The organism is Pseudomonas sp. Pse79 (genome assembly GCF_024519615.1).
In the GTDB taxonomy this organism is placed as follows: Bacteria; Pseudomonadota; Gammaproteobacteria; order Pseudomonadales; family Pseudomonadaceae; genus Aquipseudomonas; species Aquipseudomonas veronii.
In genome coordinates, this window is record NZ_JALJRR010000014.1 from 81,811 (window position 1) to 98,315 (window position 16,505).

At 61.7% G+C, this 16,505-nt stretch carries 21 protein-coding genes; 11 read left to right on the forward strand and 10 right to left on the reverse strand.

Features of this window, described 5'->3' with window-relative positions:
* The first annotated feature begins 216 nt into the window (after positions 1-216).
* From NR164_RS18545 to sctU, 11 genes are read left to right on the forward strand one after another with little or no spacing between them, the layout of a single operon-like run.
* Positions 217-1,200 (forward strand): TyeA family type III secretion system gatekeeper subunit, encoded by a 984-nt coding sequence (locus tag NR164_RS18545; RefSeq protein WP_256823086.1) that lies wholly within the window; start codon positions 217-219, stop codon positions 1,198-1,200.
* Positions 1,197-3,290 carry a type III secretion system export apparatus subunit SctV gene (sctV, locus tag NR164_RS18550; RefSeq protein WP_017844429.1) on the forward strand — a complete coding sequence of 698 codons (2,094 nt, stop codon included), beginning with the start codon at positions 1,197-1,199 and terminating at the stop codon, positions 3,288-3,290. The genes NR164_RS18545 and sctV overlap by 4 nt, the downstream gene beginning before the upstream one ends.
* Positions 3,291-3,327: 37 nt before the next feature.
* Positions 3,328-4,230 (forward strand): FHA domain-containing protein, encoded by a 903-nt coding sequence (locus NR164_RS18555; protein WP_046384779.1) that lies wholly within the window; start codon positions 3,328-3,330, stop codon positions 4,228-4,230.
* Entirely contained in the window at positions 4,227-5,585 is a 1,359-nt protein-coding gene (locus NR164_RS18560; protein WP_046384778.1) for a FliI/YscN family ATPase, read from the forward strand. The genes NR164_RS18555 and NR164_RS18560 overlap by 4 nt, the downstream gene beginning before the upstream one ends.
* On the forward strand, positions 5,572-6,000 hold the full coding sequence (locus NR164_RS18565; RefSeq protein WP_256823087.1) for a YscO family type III secretion system apparatus protein: 429 nt from the start codon (positions 5,572-5,574) through the stop codon (positions 5,998-6,000). The genes NR164_RS18560 and NR164_RS18565 overlap by 14 nt, the downstream gene beginning before the upstream one ends.
* Positions 5,997-6,452, forward strand: coding sequence for a type III secretion system HrpP C-terminal domain-containing protein (locus NR164_RS18570; RefSeq protein ID WP_046384776.1), 456 nt, complete (start codon positions 5,997-5,999; stop codon positions 6,450-6,452). Before NR164_RS18565 ends, NR164_RS18570 begins: the two co-directional genes overlap by 4 nt.
* Entirely contained in the window at positions 6,449-7,462 is a 1,014-nt protein-coding gene (locus NR164_RS18575) for a FliM/FliN family flagellar motor switch protein (protein WP_057005747.1), read from the forward strand. Before NR164_RS18570 ends, NR164_RS18575 begins: the two co-directional genes overlap by 4 nt.
* Entirely contained in the window at positions 7,459-8,112 is a 654-nt protein-coding gene (gene sctR / locus NR164_RS18580) for a type III secretion system export apparatus subunit SctR (RefSeq protein ID WP_256823088.1), read from the forward strand. The genes NR164_RS18575 and sctR overlap by 4 nt, the downstream gene beginning before the upstream one ends.
* Before the next feature lie 7 nt (positions 8,113-8,119).
* Positions 8,120-8,383 carry a type III secretion system export apparatus subunit SctS gene (gene sctS / locus NR164_RS18585; RefSeq protein ID WP_017844422.1) on the forward strand — a complete coding sequence of 88 codons (264 nt, stop codon included), beginning with the start codon at positions 8,120-8,122 and terminating at the stop codon, positions 8,381-8,383.
* A 9-nt stretch (positions 8,384-8,392) separates the two neighbouring features.
* Positions 8,393-9,181, forward strand: a complete 789-nt coding sequence (gene sctT, locus NR164_RS18590) for a type III secretion system export apparatus subunit SctT (protein ID WP_017844421.1) — start codon at positions 8,393-8,395, stop codon at positions 9,179-9,181.
* Positions 9,178-10,275: a type III secretion system export apparatus subunit SctU gene (sctU, locus tag NR164_RS18595; RefSeq protein WP_046488028.1), complete on the forward strand. Its 1,098-nt coding sequence runs from the start codon at positions 9,178-9,180 to the stop codon at positions 10,273-10,275. Before sctT ends, sctU begins: the two co-directional genes overlap by 4 nt.
* Here sctU and NR164_RS18600 read toward each other — a convergent pair whose 3' ends face one another.
* The 10 genes from NR164_RS18600 to NR164_RS18645 form a co-directional block, all read right to left on the reverse strand.
* Positions 10,276-10,647, reverse strand: coding sequence for a transcriptional regulator (locus NR164_RS18600; RefSeq protein WP_256823089.1), 372 nt, complete (start codon positions 10,645-10,647; stop codon positions 10,276-10,278). It abuts the gene before it with no gap.
* Positions 10,644-10,847, reverse strand: a complete 204-nt coding sequence (gene hrpT, locus NR164_RS18605; RefSeq protein ID WP_057005746.1) for an HrpT family type III secretion system protein — start codon at positions 10,845-10,847, stop codon at positions 10,644-10,646. Before hrpT ends, NR164_RS18600 begins: the two co-directional genes overlap by 4 nt.
* Positions 10,844-12,985 carry a type III secretion system outer membrane ring subunit SctC gene (gene sctC / locus NR164_RS18610; protein WP_057005745.1) on the reverse strand — a complete coding sequence of 714 codons (2,142 nt, stop codon included), beginning with the start codon at positions 12,983-12,985 and terminating at the stop codon, positions 10,844-10,846. The genes hrpT and sctC overlap by 4 nt, the downstream gene beginning before the upstream one ends.
* A 14-nt stretch (positions 12,986-12,999) precedes the next feature.
* The gene (locus NR164_RS18615) at positions 13,000-13,392 is read right to left on the reverse strand and encodes a hypothetical protein (RefSeq protein ID WP_046384772.1); all 393 of its coding nucleotides are present in this window, start codon (positions 13,390-13,392) and stop codon (positions 13,000-13,002) included.
* Position 13,393: 1 nt separating this feature from the next.
* A complete protein-coding gene (locus NR164_RS18620) occupies positions 13,394-13,612 on the reverse strand; it encodes a hypothetical protein (RefSeq protein ID WP_026139725.1) in 219 nt (72 codons plus the stop codon).
* Between the two features lie 86 nt (positions 13,613-13,698).
* Positions 13,699-14,295: a type III secretion system stator protein SctL gene (gene sctL, locus NR164_RS18625; protein ID WP_017844414.1), complete on the reverse strand. Its 597-nt coding sequence runs from the start codon at positions 14,293-14,295 to the stop codon at positions 13,699-13,701.
* Positions 14,296-14,297: 2 nt separating this feature from the next.
* Positions 14,298-14,855, reverse strand: coding sequence for a hypothetical protein (locus NR164_RS18630; RefSeq protein WP_046488039.1), 558 nt, complete (start codon positions 14,853-14,855; stop codon positions 14,298-14,300).
* Positions 14,848-15,654, reverse strand: a complete 807-nt coding sequence (gene sctJ / locus NR164_RS18635) for a type III secretion system inner membrane ring lipoprotein SctJ (RefSeq protein ID WP_256823090.1) — start codon at positions 15,652-15,654, stop codon at positions 14,848-14,850. The genes NR164_RS18630 and sctJ overlap by 8 nt, the downstream gene beginning before the upstream one ends.
* Positions 15,655-15,660: 6 nt before the next feature.
* Positions 15,661-16,023, reverse strand: coding sequence for a hypothetical protein (locus NR164_RS18640; RefSeq protein ID WP_256823091.1), 363 nt, complete (start codon positions 16,021-16,023; stop codon positions 15,661-15,663).
* Between the two features lie 111 nt (positions 16,024-16,134).
* A complete protein-coding gene (locus NR164_RS18645) occupies positions 16,135-16,341 on the reverse strand; it encodes a hypothetical protein (RefSeq protein WP_046384768.1) in 207 nt (68 codons plus the stop codon).
* Positions 16,342-16,505: the final 164 nt, after the last annotated feature.

Here is a 16,505-nt window from a genome sequence, read left to right on the forward strand (position 1 = left end):
CCCTTTAGCACCGGCTGTGCCAAACAGAAAAAAATCGCAACTGGTTGATTTATATAAATAAATATTTTTTGTTCGGAAGGTTTTGTGCGGTTTCTTGCAAAAGCCCAGGCGGGTTTGTGCCGGTAATTTCAAAACACTGCAGAGGGGAAATTTGTTGGAACCGTAAAGCCAGCGTTTGCCACATAGGGACACAATCTCTTTGTCCTGGCCTGCCCCATGAAAGTCGAATCGATCAACGATGTGCAACCGCTCCAACGCGTGGACCCACCCCGCGTCAGCCCTGAAAAAACAGCGGCCGTGGCGACGGGTTTCGATGAGGTTGCGCAGGTTTTCAACCAGGAAGTCGCGCTCAACAATCAAGCGTTGAACCGGCGCTCGATGGGCCTGGCCGTGCCTGCCGTCGAGCAGCTCGTGCGGCTCTATGATCAGCTTGGCCATCCGGCCCAGGAGACCATCGCGTCCATGGCGCGGGCGTTCGTGGTGCTCAAGTATGTGGCCGCGCAAGCCGAAGCCCGCGCCGCCGACGTGGCCTTGGCGCAAGAGGCGATCGATCGGTTGCAGGTGCGCTACAGGGGCGAGATCCAGGCCGGCCTGAACATTGCCGCCGTGCTGGAGCAGGCCGCCGGCGACCCGCAAGAGCGTCAGGCCGTGCGTGGGCTGTATTACGCCAGTGTGGTCACGCGCCAATCCCTGACTTCGATGATGCAATCGTTGTTGGGGCTGTTCGGCGGGGACCGCTTCGCAGACGGCCTCAACGTGATGCGCCGGGCCCTGGCCGATGACATCGCCGCCCACTCGCCTTCGGTGCCCACGGCGCAGTTGCGCACGCTGCTGTTGGGGTTGCAAAGCTGCGCTCAGTTGGGCGGGGCGTTAGCCAATTGCCAGGCATTGCTGCAGCGCCTGAGCACCGATCAGGACTCGGTGAGTCTGTTGCAGCGCCTGTTGGGGTATACCGCCACGGGTGTCGATTCGGGCGAGGTATTGCGCCTGGCCGAAGACCTCGGTGGCGAGCTGGCGAGCGGCCAACTGGTGTCCCTCAACGCCCTGTACCCGGTGATCCAGCGTCTGCCGCAGACCTTGTGGCGTGACAACCGGGGGCGCCAGGAGGCGCTGCACAAATTCTTGTTGGTGATGGACGAGTTCGCGCGCGTGGAGCGGGGCAGCCCCCGCATTGCCGGCGAGTCGAGGGGGAACGCATGACGGTGCTGGCGACCATCAACGCTGCGTTGCTCAAGGTGGCGCGGCGTGCCGAAGTCTTGGGCGCGGTGGTGGTCATGGCCATTGTGTTCATCTTCATCGTGCCGTTGCCGACCTGGCTGGTGGATATTCTGATCGCGCTGAATATCTGTATTTCCTGCCTGTTGATCGTGCTGGCGCTGTACCTGCCCGGGCCGTTGGCGTTCTCTTCCTTTCCCTCGATTCTGCTGTTGACCACCATGTTTCGCCTGGCGCTGTCGATTGCCACCACGCGCTTGATCCTGTTGGAGCAGGACGCGGGCGATATCGTGGAAGCGTTCGGCAACTTCGTGGTGGGCGGCAACCTGGCAGTGGGGCTGGTGATTTTCATGATCCTCACGCTCGTCAACTTCCTGGTGATTACCAAGGGCTCGGAGCGGGTGGCCGAAGTGGCGGCGCGCTTCAGCCTCGACGCGATGCCGGGCAAGCAGATGTCCATCGACAGCGATCTGCGCGCCGGCTTGATCGACGGCGGCCAGGCCCGCGACAAGCGTGAGCAACTGGGCCGCGAGAGCCAGTTGTTCGGCGCAATGGACGGCGCCATGAAGTTCGTCAAGGGCGATGCGATTGCCGGGCTGGTCATCGTGGTGATCAACCTGTTGGGCGGGTTTTCCACCGGCATGTTCCAGCACGGCATGAGCGCCGGCGATTCGATGGCGCTGTATTCGGTGCTGACCATCGGGGACGGCCTGATTGCGCAGATCCCTGCGCTGCTGATCTCCCTGACCGCCGGCATGATCATCACCCGTGCGGCGCCGGATGGGCGCAAGGGTGCCAATAACATGGGCGCGGAAATTGCCCGGCAGATGACCAGCGAGCCCAAGAGCTGGATGATCGCGTCGGTGGGCATGCTGGCTTTCGCCGCCTTGCCTGGCATGCCGACCGTGGTGTTCATCCTCATTTCGCTGATGACCGGCGCCCTCGGTTACTACCTGATGCGCCAACGCCAACGCGAGGAACAGCCCGAAGCCGAAGCCACCGAGGCGGTGCGCCCCGAGGACAACGGCGACGAGGATTTGCGTGGGTTCGACCCGTCGCGGCCCTACCTGTTGCAGTTCTCCCCGGTTCTGCAAGGCTCGCCAGAGGTCACGGAACTGATCCACGGGATCCGCCAGGCGCGTAACGCGATGGTGGCCCATATCGGTCTGACGCTGCCGCCGTTCGAGGTCGAACTCGATGCCTCGCTGGCCGACGATGAGATGCGTTTTTGCGTTCACGAAGTGCCGATGATCAAGGCGTCGGTGGTCACGCTCGTGGCGGTGGAGCGCAAGGCGCTGGCGTCCGAGCCGGCCCACGCGGTGCCGGGGTTGCCCGAGCGCGACGAGCAGGACTGGCTCTGGCTGCCGCCCGACGATCCGCTGCTGGATGACCCGCAGTTGGAACGCTTCAGCGCCACCAGCCTGATCATCGACCGCATGAAGCAGGCCATGATGCTCAGCGGCCCTCAGTTTCTCGGGATTCAGGAGAGCAAGGCGATCCTCGGCTGGCTTGAGCACAACCAGCCGGAGCTGGTGCAGGAGCTGCAACGGATCATGCCGCTGTCGCGCTTCTCGGCGGTGCTGCAGCGCCTCGCGGGCGAAGGCGTGCCGTTGCGTGCCGTGCGCCTGATCGTCGAGTCGCTGATCGAGTACGGCCAGCATGAACGTGAACCGGACGCCTTGGCGGACTATGCGCGCATCGCCCTTAAATCGCAGATTTTCCACCAGTACAGCGAGGCGGACGGTCTGCATGCATGGCTGTTGTCGCCGCAGACCGAAAACGTGCTGCGCGAGGCACTGCGCCAGACCCAGACCGGGGTGTTCTTCGCCCTCGATAACGACAGCAGCGCTTCGCTGATCAACCTGCTTAACCAAGCGTTTGCCGTGCGGCCCAAAAGCAAGCGCGTGATGTTGGTCGCCCAGGATCTGCGCAGTCCCTTGCGGACCTTGCTGTTGGAAGAGTTCAGCCATGTGCCGGTGCTGTCGTTTGCTGAGCTGGGAAGTGCATCGAAGGTCAAGGTGCTGGGGCGCTTTGACCTGGGCCAGGACGAACTGATGCGAGGAGCGGCAGCATGAGTGCAACGTACATACCCACGCCAGGGAGGGCTTGCTGATGTTTGAACTGCGCGTGTTGGAGGGTTTGAATCAGGGCGCTGCGTTGCCGTTGTTTGGCGAGCAGTGGAGCCTGGGTTGTCACACGGACGCCGACCTGCTGCTGACCGACGCCGGGGTGGTCGAGCATCATGCGCGGCTGCGGTTGATCGACGGGTTCTGGTCGGTGCAGGCGGAAGCCGGGCTGTTGCAAAGCAGCACCGGGCAGGCGCTGGCACAGATCGCCGACCTGGCGCTCAATACGCCTTTTTCGCTGGGCAGCATTCGCCTGTGCGTCGCCTTGGCCGACCAGCCTTGGCCCCGGGCGGCGGTCGCGCAGGTCACGCCAGCCGCCGAGCCGCGCCAGGAGGCGCCGCCCGCGCTGGTGCTGTCGTCCATCCCGCCGTTTCAGCAGAAGCGCCTGATCAGCCTGGTGCTGGTATGTGCGGTGATTATCGTGGCGGTCGGCATGGCGTCCACCGGCGAGCATGAGGCCCAGGCGTCGTTGATGCCCGTCGAGCCGCAAAAACCCAACCTCGGTTCACCGCTCGAGGTGCGTCAGCAGTTGCTCAAGATGCTCGGCGAGCGCGAGCTGGACCATCGCGTCGGCTTGCAGGTGATCAATGGGCAGATCGCCCTCAATGGCGATGTGTCCCAGGAAGAGGTCGAACTCGTGGCGCGCATGCTCAGCCGCTTTGCTGAACAGTTCGATACCGCCGTGCCGGTGATCAGTCGTGTACGGGTACGTGACAGCATCCTGCCGTTCAAGATCTTGCAGATCGTCGGCGGGCCGAGCGGTCATGTGGTGTTGGAACACGGCGACCGTTTGTTCGTCGGCGATGAGGTGGATGGCCTGCGGCTGGTGCTGATCGACAACAGCAAGGTGGTGTTCGACGGCGCGCAACGCTATGAGGTGCGCTGGTGAGCGGCACGGTGCAGGAGCGTCTCGACGCGTGGCAATTGATTCAGTCCCAGGGCCTGGCCCGTTTCGCGCCGGTGTCGATGCGCGGGCGTATCCAGCGTGTCAACGGCATGCTGTTGCAGTGCCGGCTGCCCCAGGCGCGTATCGGTGATCTGTGCCAGGTCGAAAAAAAGCCTGGCGATTACATGCTGGCCGAAATCATCGGGTTCGATCAGCAGGATGCGGTGCTCAGTGCCCTGGGCAATCTGGAGGGGGTGCGCGTCGGCGCCGCGGTGGAGCGCCTGGGGGTGCCGCACCGGGTGCGGGTCAGCGACGAGCTGTTGGGCCAGGTGCTGGATGGTTTTGGTCGGCCGATTGCCGGCGAGGGCCCCAGTGCGTTCGTCGAGGCGGATACGCCCGACGCGACCACGGTGTTGTGCGAGGCGCCATTGCCCACGGAGCGCCCGCGCATCAGTCGCGCGTTGGCCACCGGCGTGCGCTCGATCGATGGCTTGCTGACGTTGGGCGAGGGCCAGCGTGTCGGGCTGTTCGCCGGCGCCGGTTGTGGCAAAACCACGTTGTTGGCCGAGATCGCCCGTAATGTGGAATGCGATGTGATTGTGTTCGGCCTGATCGGTGAACGGGGCCGCGAATTGCGCGAGTTCCTCGATCACGAACTGGATGACCAGTTGCGTGCCAAGGCCGTGCTGGTGTGTGCCACGTCCGACCGCTCCAGCATGGAGCGCGCGCGTGCCGCGTTCACGGCGACGGCGCTGGCCGAAGGTTTCCGGCGCAAGGGCAAGCGGGTGTTGTTGCTGATCGACTCGTTGACCCGTTTCGCCAGGGCCCAGCGTGAAATCGGCCTGGCCGCCGGTGAACCGTTGGGCCGCGGTGGTTTGCCGCCGTCGGTGTACAGCTTGTTGCCGCGCTTGGTGGAGCGCGCCGGGTTGACGCGCGAAGGCGTGATCACCGCGATCTACACCGTGCTGATCGAGCAGGACTCGATGAGCGATCCGGTGGCCGATGAAGTTCGCTCGCTGCTCGACGGCCATATCGTGCTGTCTCGCAAGCTGGCCGAGCGGGGCCACTACCCGGCTGTGGACGTGCTGGCCAGCCTTTCGCGAATTTTGAGCAACGTTGCCGAGCCTGGGCACATCCAGTCGGGCACGGCGTTGCGCCGCCTGTTGTCGGCTTACCAGCAGATCGAGTTGATGCTCAAGTTGGGCGAGTACCAGCCCGGCAACGATGCGCTGACCGATCTGGCCGTGGACAGCCGCCAGGCGGTGGATGACTTCCTGCGCCAGGACCTGCGTGAACCCTCGCCCATCGCCTCGACCCTGGATCACCTGATGGAGCTGACTGCCTATGTCCCTTTCTGAAGTATTGCCGAGTGACATCGACACCTTGCGGCGCTTGCGTCGATACCGCGCAGACCGCGCCGAGCGGGCGCTGCGCGAGGCCAAGCGGGCGCATCAAACGCTGGTCGCGCATATCCAGCAGGCCCAGGAGACGCTGGAGCAAACGCGCCAGGAAGAGGCCCGGCAATCCGCGCAACTGTTGAGTGAACACCAGGGCCAGGTGGTGACCTTCAAGGCGCTGAAAACCTGGAGCGCCAAGGAGCAGCACTTGTCGGCCGGCACCCGCCGCGAAGAAAGCCAGTTGAAGACCCTGCAAGGGCAACGCGAAGAGCAGGCGGTGCAGGTCGGCAGTGCGCAAAAGCACGTGACCTTGTGTCTGCGCCAGGTGGAAAAAATCCAAGAACTCTCCCATTTACTCGCGCAGGAACCGCTATGAACCACGTTTCAGTCAACCCGTCTGAGCGCCAGTACCCGCTTGAGTTCTGGGGCGACCGTGTGCCGGCAATCGACGCGCTGGCGCCTTGGGAGCAACGGCTGTTTGCCCAGTTGTTGAATGATGACAGCGACGACGCGAGCCAATGGCAGTTCCTGGCCGGAATCAAGGCTTCGGGGGAAACCGCCAGGGTCGATGCGTTGAGCGAGCAATTGGTTTCGCGGATGGACGGCGTGTCGCAGTGGCCGCTGACGGCGGTCTTGTATTTGCCGCACCTGGGGCGGATCGACAGCAGCATCGGCCGAGAGCAGGGCGCCTGGAGGGTCGAGTTGCGCGCCGAGCGAGAGGGCACGACGCGCTGGCTCAGCGGGGTACGGCAACAGTTCGAGCAAAGGCTCGCCGCGAGCCTGGCACGGCCGGTCAGCGTGCATTTGGCACATACGGCGCTGGCATGATGATGCCCTCCCTGGCGTTACCCACGGTCAAGGGCGATGTGGTGGCGGCCCGGCAACGCTTGGGGCGCGGATTGCGCATGTCGTACCAGGTTGGCGAGCTGCGCGGAGAGTTGCGGCTGGAGCCCGGGGCGGCCCCCATGGGCGTCCAGCCGCTCTGTTTCGAAACAGCCTGCGGCGTATTGGGGTTCAGTGAGCCGGGGCCACAATTCAGCTTGCTGGGCGAATGCCCGGTGACGTTGGCGCAGGCGGGCAACGATCCGGACTCCTGGTTCTGGGCCCTGTTTCAACATCATTTGAGTGCCCAGGTGCGGGCGCTGTTGGGGCATCTGCGGCTATTGCCCTCTGCCCGGCCGTTGAACTTCGGTTGCCGGTTGTGCGTGACGCTCGGCGCTTCCCACGTGGTGGGCTATCTGTGGCTGTCGACCGAGAGCTTTCTGGCGTTGTGCGAGGCGGGGCCGTGGCGCCGCATGGCCAGCCCGATGCCGACGCGTTTTCAGTTGGCGCTGCCCGTGACGATCGGGCGCCTGCGCGTGCCCCTCAGCCAATTGCGCGGCCTGCGCGCCGGCGATGTGCTGATGTTCGAGCAGGTGTATTTCCAAGCCCATGGCAACGGCCATGTGCAGGTCGGCAGGCAGCGCCTGTGCGTGTTTATTGATGATGAATCCGGGCCTGTCTGCCTGACCCTTACTTCGATCGAGGAAGCGCCTTTGGAAGAGGATTTCGCAACACCGCCCTATGCAGGGCATGAAGACGACACGCCGGTGGTGGATGTCTTCGGGCATGAACCGTTCGACGAACTGAGCATGGCGCTCAATGTGCGATGCGGCACGCTCAACCTGACCCTCGGCGAGCTGCGCAACCTGGCGCCCGGCGCGGTGCTGGGCATTTCCGGGTATGCGCCGGGCATGGCCGGGTTGTATTACGGCGACCGCCCGCTGGGCGTGGGGCAATTGGTGGAGGTGGACGGTCGCCTGGGGTTGCAGATGTCTCGTGTGATTTTTTCCCGATGAGTTTTCAAGGCGTAGACCCGATTGTCCTGGCCGTGTTCGTGGGGGCCTTGTCGTTGATGCCCATGCTGTTGATCGTCTGCACCGCGTTCTTGAAGATCGTGATTGTGCTGATGATCACCCGCAACGCGATCGGTGTGCAGCAGGTGCCGCCCAGCATGGCCATCAACGGCATCGCATTGGCGGCGACGCTGTTCATCATGGCGCCGGTGGGCTATGAGATCGCGGAGGTCGTCAAGGTATCGCCCCTGGACTTGAGCAACGTGAGCACGCTGCAACAGACCGGGCTTGAGGCGGTGCAGCCGTTGCGGACGTTCATGGTGCGTAACAGTGACCCGGACATCCTCACCCACCTGCTGGAAAACACCGCGCGCATGTGGCCGCCGGCCATGGCGCAGGAGGTCCAGCGCGAAGACCTGATCCTGTTGGTCCCGGCGTATGTGTTGTCGCAGTTGCAGGCGGGGTTCGAGATCGGCTTCTTGATCTACATACCCTTTATCGTGATCGACCTGATTGTCTCCAACCTGCTGCTGGCGCTGGGGATGCAAATGGTCTCGCCCATGACTATTTCCCTGCCGCTCAAATTACTGCTGTTTGTGATGGTGTCCGGCTGGTCGCGGCTGCTGGACAGCCTGTTCCTTTCCTATCTCTGAGCTGCCTATGGAACCGATCGTACTGTTCAAACAGGGCATGCTGCTGGTGGTGGTGCTGACGGCGCCGCCGCTGATTGTCGCGGTGATCGTGGGCGTCCTGACGTCACTGATCCAGGCGCTGATGCAGATACAAGACCAGACGCTGCCTTTCGGCGTCAAGCTGGTCGCCGTTGGCGTCACGTTGGTGGTGACCGGGCGTTGGATTGGCCTGGAGTTGGTCCAGTTGATCAACCTGACGTTCGACATGATCGCCCGTTCGGCCTTGAATTGAGGCGTGCCCATGCTGCTCTATCTTGATTTACTGCCAAGCCTGCTGATTGGCATGGCACGCATCTACCCCTGCGCTTTTCTGGTCGCGGCGTTCTGTTTCCAGCACATTCGCGGCATGCCCAGGCACGCCGTGGTGATGGTCATGGCGTTGATGCCCGCGCCGGGTATTCATGCGGCGCTGATGGGGCAGGAACTCTCCGCGATGATGTTGGGCGCACTGGTGCTCAAAGAGGCGATCCTGGGCGTTTTGCTGGGGGTGTTGCTGTCGATGCCGTTCTGGATGTTCGAGTCGGTCGGGGCGCTGTTGGACAACCAGCGCGGGGCTTTGGCCGGCGGTCAACTCAACCCGTCGCTGGGCCCCGACGCCACGCCGATCGGGCATTTGTTCAAACAACTGGCGATTTTTTTATTGATGGCCAGCCTGGGCCTGGGCGCACTGACCCAGGTGATCTGGGACAGCTACCTGATCTGGCCGCCGACCGTGTGGTTTCCGTTGCCGGCGGCCAATGGCCTCAGTGTGTTTGTCGAGTTGGTCGGCGACACCTTCACTCATATGATGCTGTACGCCGCGCCCTTTATCGCCGTACTGCTGTTGCTCGAGTTCGGCGTGGCACTGTTGGGGATCTACAGCCCGCAACTGCAGGTGAGTACGCTGGCCCCGCCGATCAAATGCCTGGCCGGCATCGGTATTCTGCTGCTGTATTTCGCCCTGCTGCAGGACTTGATCGTCGGGCGCATGGCGCTGCTGAGTGACCTCAAGCATTCCCTGGGCCTGCTGTTCAAGGGGCCTTTTACATGAGTGACTCAGGGGAAAAGAAACACCCCGCCAGTGCCAAGAAACTGCGTGACCAGCGCAAGAAAGGCCAAGTCGCGCAGAGCCAGGACGTGGGTAAGTTGTTGGTACTGACGGCCTTGAGCGAGATCGCCTTGTTCACGGCCGACACCAGCATGCAGCGCTTCCAGCAGATGATCGCACTGCCGCTGGCGCGCATAGGGCAACCCTTTGCGCGCGCCCTGGAAGAAGTGCTGACGGAGGCGCTGGTGTTGTTTTTCTCCTTCGGCCTGCTGATGGTCGGGGTCGCGATCGGGGTGAAACTGATCAGCAGCTGGATGCAGTTCGGCTTGCTGTTCGCCCCCGAATCCCTGAAGTTGGACTTCAACCGGCTGAACCCGCTCACCCAGCTCAAGCAGATGTTCTCCGCCCAATCCCTCATGAACTTGTTGATGGGCATCGGCAAGTCATTGCTCCTGGGCTTGATACTGTACGTGGTGATTGGCCCGTCGCTGGGGGCCCTGATCAACCTTGCCAACAGCGATCTGCAAACCTACATCCTCGCGCTGATCACACTCTTTCGGCACTTGTTGCATGCGTGTCTGGGGGTGCTGCTGGTGCTGGCGCTTATCGACCTGACGTTGCAGAAGTACTTTTTTGCCAAGCGCATGCGTATGACTCAGGTCGAGGTGGTCAAAGAGTACAAAGACATGGAGGGCGATCCCCACGTCAAGGGCCAGCGGCGCTCGTTGGCCTATCAATTGGCCCAGGAAGAACCCAAGGTCAAGCTGCCCAAGCTGGAGGAGTCGGACATGCTGGTGGTCAACCCGACGCACTTTGCCGTCGCGTTGTATTACCGCCCCGGCCAAACGCCGCTGCCGAAACTGGTGGCCAAGGGCACGGACGCGAATGCGCGTAAGCTGATTGATCGAGCCAAGGCGGCGGATGTCCCGGTGATTCAATGCGTATGGTTGGCCCGCACGCTGTACGAGGCAAAACTGGGGGCGGGCATTCCGCGCGAGACCTTGCACGCGGTGGCGTTGATCTACCGTACCTTGCGCGACCTCGACGATGAGGCCAAGCGTGAAACCCTCGAGTTGCCGGAGCTGGAGCAGCGCTGATCAGCGGCTGGCGAAACCATCCAAGGCGTCGAGGTCGGCCAGCGACAGCATTCGGCTGAGGACTTGATCCACGGCCTGAAGCTCGGCGGGCAGGGCGTGCCAGATCACCAGTGCGCCCTGGGCATCGAGGTAGATATAGCAGCCATCAAATACCACTGCCTGATCGAAGCGGCGTTCCAGCACGCGTTGCAGTTGCCCGGCTTGCAAGGCCGCCTGGCTGATGTGCAATGCCAACCCCGGGCGGGCGTTGGCGTGCCGTGTGTGCAGGGCGATGCCCAGGCACAACGGCAGGTGAGCGGCATCGCCGCTCACCAGGCTATCGAAGAATGCCTGCCGATGCCGCTCATCGTCCGGCACCCTCCCGGCGTTCATCGTTCCAGCGACACCGTTTGATAGTCCGAACGCTCCCCGGCCGGGCCGGGTTCGACGCGCATGTGCGGCGGCCACCAGATCACCAATTTATCGCTGGTCGATTGTGGGCGTGAGCAGGAGTCCCCTTTGCAGGTCGGGGTGCAACCGCTGATGAACAACGCGGTAATCATCAGGGTGGCGCACAACAGTCTTGGCTTCATGGCGTGGTCTTCCGGGTTGGCGTGAGCAGGGACGGGCGTGGCACACTCAGGTGTTCATCCTTCACCACCGGGCGCATGGCGATGAACACTTCGGCTTCTTCGCCCGGCTTGAGCCAGGCGCGTGGCCAGACGGTGACCGCCAGGGTCTCGGAGTTGCTGCATTCTTTTTCATCGATGCGGACATTGCGCTTGTACTGATTGCGCAGCACCACCACGGCTACGTTGAACTGCGGGCCGGCGTACCACTGGCTGCGCTCGGTATTGAGCGCCAACAGCTCGCGAGGGGTACACAACGTGTTCAACGCCAGCGGCATCGGTGCGGCCTTGAAGGCTTTGGGCACTTGCCCGCTGACCAGATGCGCCAGGATGCTGGTGATGTCGCTGCGGTTGATCACCGGCTGATGTGGGGCCAAGCGCCGTGCCAGGGGTTTGAGTGCGGCCTGCAACTCGCTCTGGTCGGCCTGCGGCAAGTAACGCGATGGGTCGGACTGATCGCCGATCACGCGCGGGGTGAGAATGAACAAACGTTCGCGCCGGTTGTTCTGGCGTTCCGTCGAAGAGAACAGCGCTTTGCCCAGCAACGGAATGTCCCCCAGCAAGGGGATCTTGTTTTGCTTGTCCGCGCTGTTCGTTACATGGAAACCGCCCACCACCAGGGAGCGTTTTTCCGCCATGACGGCCTGGGTGCTGACCTTGCCCCGACGCACATCGGGGCCGATGCGTTCGGGGTTGGACTCGTCGAAGTTACCGTCTTCGATGTCCACCGCCAGGTGGATCTGATGGCCGCCGCGGCTGGTGATGACGCGAGGCACGACCTGGAAACTGGTGCCGACGGTGATCGGCAGGATGGTCGCGTTCTCGCTGCCGGCCGTCAGGTACTGGGTGCGGTTGAAGTCGATCACCGCCGGTTGGTTTTCCAGGGTGAGCACCGATGGGTTGGAGACCATGGTTGCCAGCCCGCGCGCTTCCAGGGCGCGCACGTCGGCGTAAAAGCGGTCGCGGTTTTCGATCGACAATTGTGATGAGGTGCCGGGCGCCATGTTGACCCCGCCGCGGAAGCGACTGTTTTGAAAGCCCCAGTTGACGCCGAACTCACGTAATTGGGTGCGTTCGATGTCGAGGATGATGGCGTCGATTTCCACCAGTTTACGCGCCACGTCGAGCTGACTGATCAGCTCGCGGTACATCCCCTGACGCTCCGGCAGGTCATAGATCAGAATTGCGTTGTTGCGCACATCGGCCTCGACGCGGATTCGGCTGGGGTTGACCGGCGCCCGCGACGTCAGCGCTATGCCGGCGTCCACCGGCCCGGTTGGCGCGGGTGTGCCGAGCATCTGCCCCAGCAGCGGGTTGCTCAGGCGCGGGAACGCCGGCGTCAGGGGCGCGGGCTGGGACTGCGCGGGGGAGCGCTGAGTCATGCCGGTGAGCATCGCGGGATTGCGTGGGTCGAGCAGCCCGCGCAGCATGGTAGCCACGCCGGGGATGGTGATTCTTTCGTTGCGGTATTCCATTTGGCGGTCCGCGGCGTTGGCGAACTTGAGCGGATAGCTCAACACGCTCTGCTTTTCGTCCGGTGAACGGCGCTGGCTGCTGAACTGCTTGATCTGTTCGATATAGCGCCGAGGGCCGGAGACCAGGACGACACCGTCCTCCGGCAATTCGCCCCAGCCGAAACGACTGTCGAGCAGGCCGATATCGGTCAGCGCCTGCTTGAGGTCGGCAATGGTTTCGGACGACACCTCCAGGCGTGCGGACTCTTGCTGATCGAGGGTGCTGATGTGCAGGGTGTTGTTGTAGAGATACCACTGGAAGCGGTGTTCAACGCCCAGCCTGTCGAGCAGCGACTGCGGGGTATTGGCGCGTATCTTGCCGTTGACGTTGCCCTCCAGCAGGCCCTCGATCTGGAGTTGAGTGCCGAAGGTCTGGGCAAAATCTTCCAGGACTTCACGTAACGGCTTGTGCTGGGCTTCATAGGCGTATGCCGTGTTCTTCCATTCGGCGGGGATGGCGGCGAGGGCGCCTGGCGCCGGGGCCAGCAAGCAGGTCAGGGCGATCAGGCACCGCCAATCGGCGCGTCTGGATGAAGTTTCGGGCGGGTCAATGCGCAAGCTGTCGCGCTTGTGGATCTTGTTATGCATAGAAGCTTCTCTGATTAGTACAGCAACGAACGTAGGGAGGTGGGGTTGCGTCGAGGCGCCGATCTGTGGAGGCGCGCGACGGTGGCGCGCCAGGTATCGCGTTGGTTGAGCAGGGACTCGAGGCAGAGCTGCAGCTGCTGTTCGTCGTGCTTGTCATGCAGGCAATGCATCAGCCAGAGCGCGCCACTGGCCGGCGCCTGGGCGAGAGCGCCTGGAAAGTGTTCCAGGCTGACCTCGCCCAGTCGCAGCCAGCTCAGCAGCAATGATTTGTCCGGGCGAAGTGGCGTCAACTGGACACTGAGCAACAGGCTGTTCGAACAATGACGCAGGATAATTTCGTCATTGTTTTCGAATAACCTCAATTCTCCGGAGCCGCGTTTCAAACACTCGGCCAGCAGCGCGTTCAAGTTACTGACCGCTATCCAGGCCTGACTTCAGGAGCATATGTTTGACGCGGGCATGCTCATTGAAGACGTATTCGGAAGTTCGATGCTTGGCGACAAGATCGAAAAAAAAGGCAAGGTCTTCTTCAGACCCGGAATTGGTTTCTGCGGCGAGGTTGAGGTCACGTTTAACCTCCCTTGCGTCGTTTAAAAGCCGATTGCTGTAACCGTCGTAATAGTTCATGGATTCACTCCGTTGGGATGTTCTCCTTTTTGGTTTGTATTTCGAATTGGTTCCATGTGCGGCAATTTTTATTTCATGAAGTGTGTTTAAAACCCGTTGTCTGAAGGGCTGTCATCGGGCTTCATGAAAATATTGATCAAGGACGTCCAGTCAATCCGGAAGTCCCCTTCTTCGGTGGTCAATATGAGCGATTGCAGTTTGATCGTATCGTCGGCGCGCAGTGTCCAGTGCGTGCTGCCGCGGTTGGTCAGGCATGCCCGCACCGCCTCCAATTCGAGCGGGTGGCAAACCAGTGTTGCCTTCACCGCTGGCACATGGCTCGCCAGTAATTGCTTGATCAGGGCGGCCATGCGTTGGGGGGCGGGGGTGTCTTCAAGCAGCAGGTGAATCGCCTGGTTGGCGATCGAGGTGGCGTATTGTTCAAGGCTGTCGCACAGGGCCTGACGCTCGATTTCCCAGCGTTTGAGTTGTGCATTGGCACGTTGCCATACTTCAACGCTGACTTTTTCCAGCAGCGCTTCACGTTGGGCGTGTGCCGTCTTCAGCAACTGCCTGGCCTCGGCTTTTGCCTGGTCCACCACATTGCTGGCCTGGGTATAGCTCGCCAGTGTTTCGCAAGAGATCAGGCTCCCCGGCAAGGGCGGCGCGCCCCCGGGCGAGCTGATTTTATATCGGCATAACATCGTTAATCTCCGTGCCCCTCTGAGGCGGCAGCGCTACTGTTCCTGTTCATCGCGCCAATGCGCCACGCCACCGCATGCCAAAGGGTATCGAGGCGGCTATGGGAGTCGCCGAGCGACAGGGCTTTTTCGTCCAGATCCAAAATGCGCCGGCGCGCAAAACGCAACCGGATGCGCTGCCAGGTGGCCGGCGTGACCCAGGCGCGGAGCAATTGCAGCGGGTCATTATCGGGTTGCACCATATCCAGGGGCAGGGCCTTGGCCAGCCTGTTGCACCACTGCCGATGGTTGTCATCGAGTGCGGTGGCATAGGCGGGACGGCAGATGCCGTCAATCAGGGCGAGCCCCAGGTCGAGTTGATCCGTGGGGGCGAGTGCCAGTTGCAGGAGTGCGGGGTCGGGCATTGGCGGCAGGCAAGGGGCAACGCCATAAGGCGTGCCCGTGACGACCTGCCGGCTGCGGTGCAGCTCATTCAGCGCGGCGTGTTGAACGGGGGCTTTCCAGTCTTCGTGGGCACACAACCAGGGCGCGGACCACCATTGGGCCCATGAGAGATTACTCATTGCGGGCCTGGACAGGCGCATCCGGGGAGGGGCCGTCTGACAGCGCGTCTGCGGCTCTTTGTGTGCGTTTATGCCAGAACATGCCCGCCGCGATCATCAGCGCCAGGGCGATCAGCCCGAATGTCACACTGGCCCGCCAAAAACCGATGTCATCTCCCGGAACCAGGAACGGCCCGAAGTAAGTCAACCGTTGCTGCTCTAAGTAAGCGGTTGCCGGCACGAAGACGACCGTCAGTTTTTGCGGGTTTTCCACCGCGGCGGTCATCCCGGGAATACTGCTTGCAACCATCCTGCGCACCCGGGCCCTGATATTGTCGGGGTCGAGTCGCGGGTCATGCTTGATGAACACCGAGGCGGAGGCGGGTTGTACCGGTTCCCCCGGAGCGACGCGCTCGGGCAGCACCACGTGTACGCGAGCCACGATGACGCCATCAATGTTCGACAGCGTGGTCTCCAGCTCCTGGGACAGGGCATAGATGTAGCGTGCTCGTTCTTCAAGCGGCGTGGAAATAACCCCCTCTTTGCGAAAGGTGTCGCCCAGCGTCGCGCGCGCGACCCGCGGGAGGCCGGCGGCCTCCAGCGTTCGCACAGCGCGGCCGATATCGGTTGAGTTGACCACCACCACAACGCCATCTTTCGCGGGAACCTTGGTGGCGCGGATATGTTTGTCCGCCAGTTCCGCAACGACCTCATTGGCCTCTTGTTCGGTTAACTGACGATGAAGTTCGACACGGTCACTGCAGGCATTGAGCAAGAATGAGAGCGACAGGATTACTAGGATAAGCCACGGGCGAGTCATGTTGGCCTACTGGAGGTTGCTGATTTTATCGATGCACTGCGCGGTTTTACCGACGCTCTTCGACAACATATGCGTCAGCAGGAGTGCGTCGGAAAGTTGCCCCGGATATTTTCGCGCCTCTTCCAGTTTGTTCTTGCTGCTTAATGCCCGCAGGCTTTTGGTCATACGCTCAGTCATGGAATTGAGCTTGCCTGCGGCTTCGGAAAGCACATTCGGTGGCAGCGTATGATCGACCGCGGTATTCGCAACTGGGGAAGGCATGAGCGTTGAGTTGAAAAAGCTGACATCGGTGGCCGAGTGGGAGGCCTCCTGTATGCCCGAGGTGCCAGGGAGTTGATTGATTTCAGTCGTGCGGATGCTGCCTATCATCATGTTGCCCTGTCAGATAAGGGTTAGAAGATGAGCGTGTATATGACAACGCTCGTGGCGGTATGGCCTTCCCGGCATCGACTGTCGAGAAGGCCAGCAAGCGTTCAGCTATTACAGGCGGAGCATGTCAGCGGCTGCTTTAATACCGTTGGTATTAGCGTTCTCTGCTGCTTTATATGCGTTTTTTACGCCATCTTTGCGCTTCTTTGATTCTACAGCCTCCATCCCAGCATCTGCCTCATCAGCAGACATATTGTTGGCGTCACCGCCACCACCATAGGAGGCGCCAGAATACGAGCCAATCGAACCGATAGTCATGTTGTTTTCTCCGTGCTTGACGTTAGTTTCACTGGAGTCAGCGATACATCAAAAGACGCTGTTGCACACCTGTATCGCTGTTCCATGACTTATGTGGCTAAACGGATTCTTGCGTTCCATATGTTGCGGGAAGGTATGTTTCAAAAGATGTTATTGCGTTAACA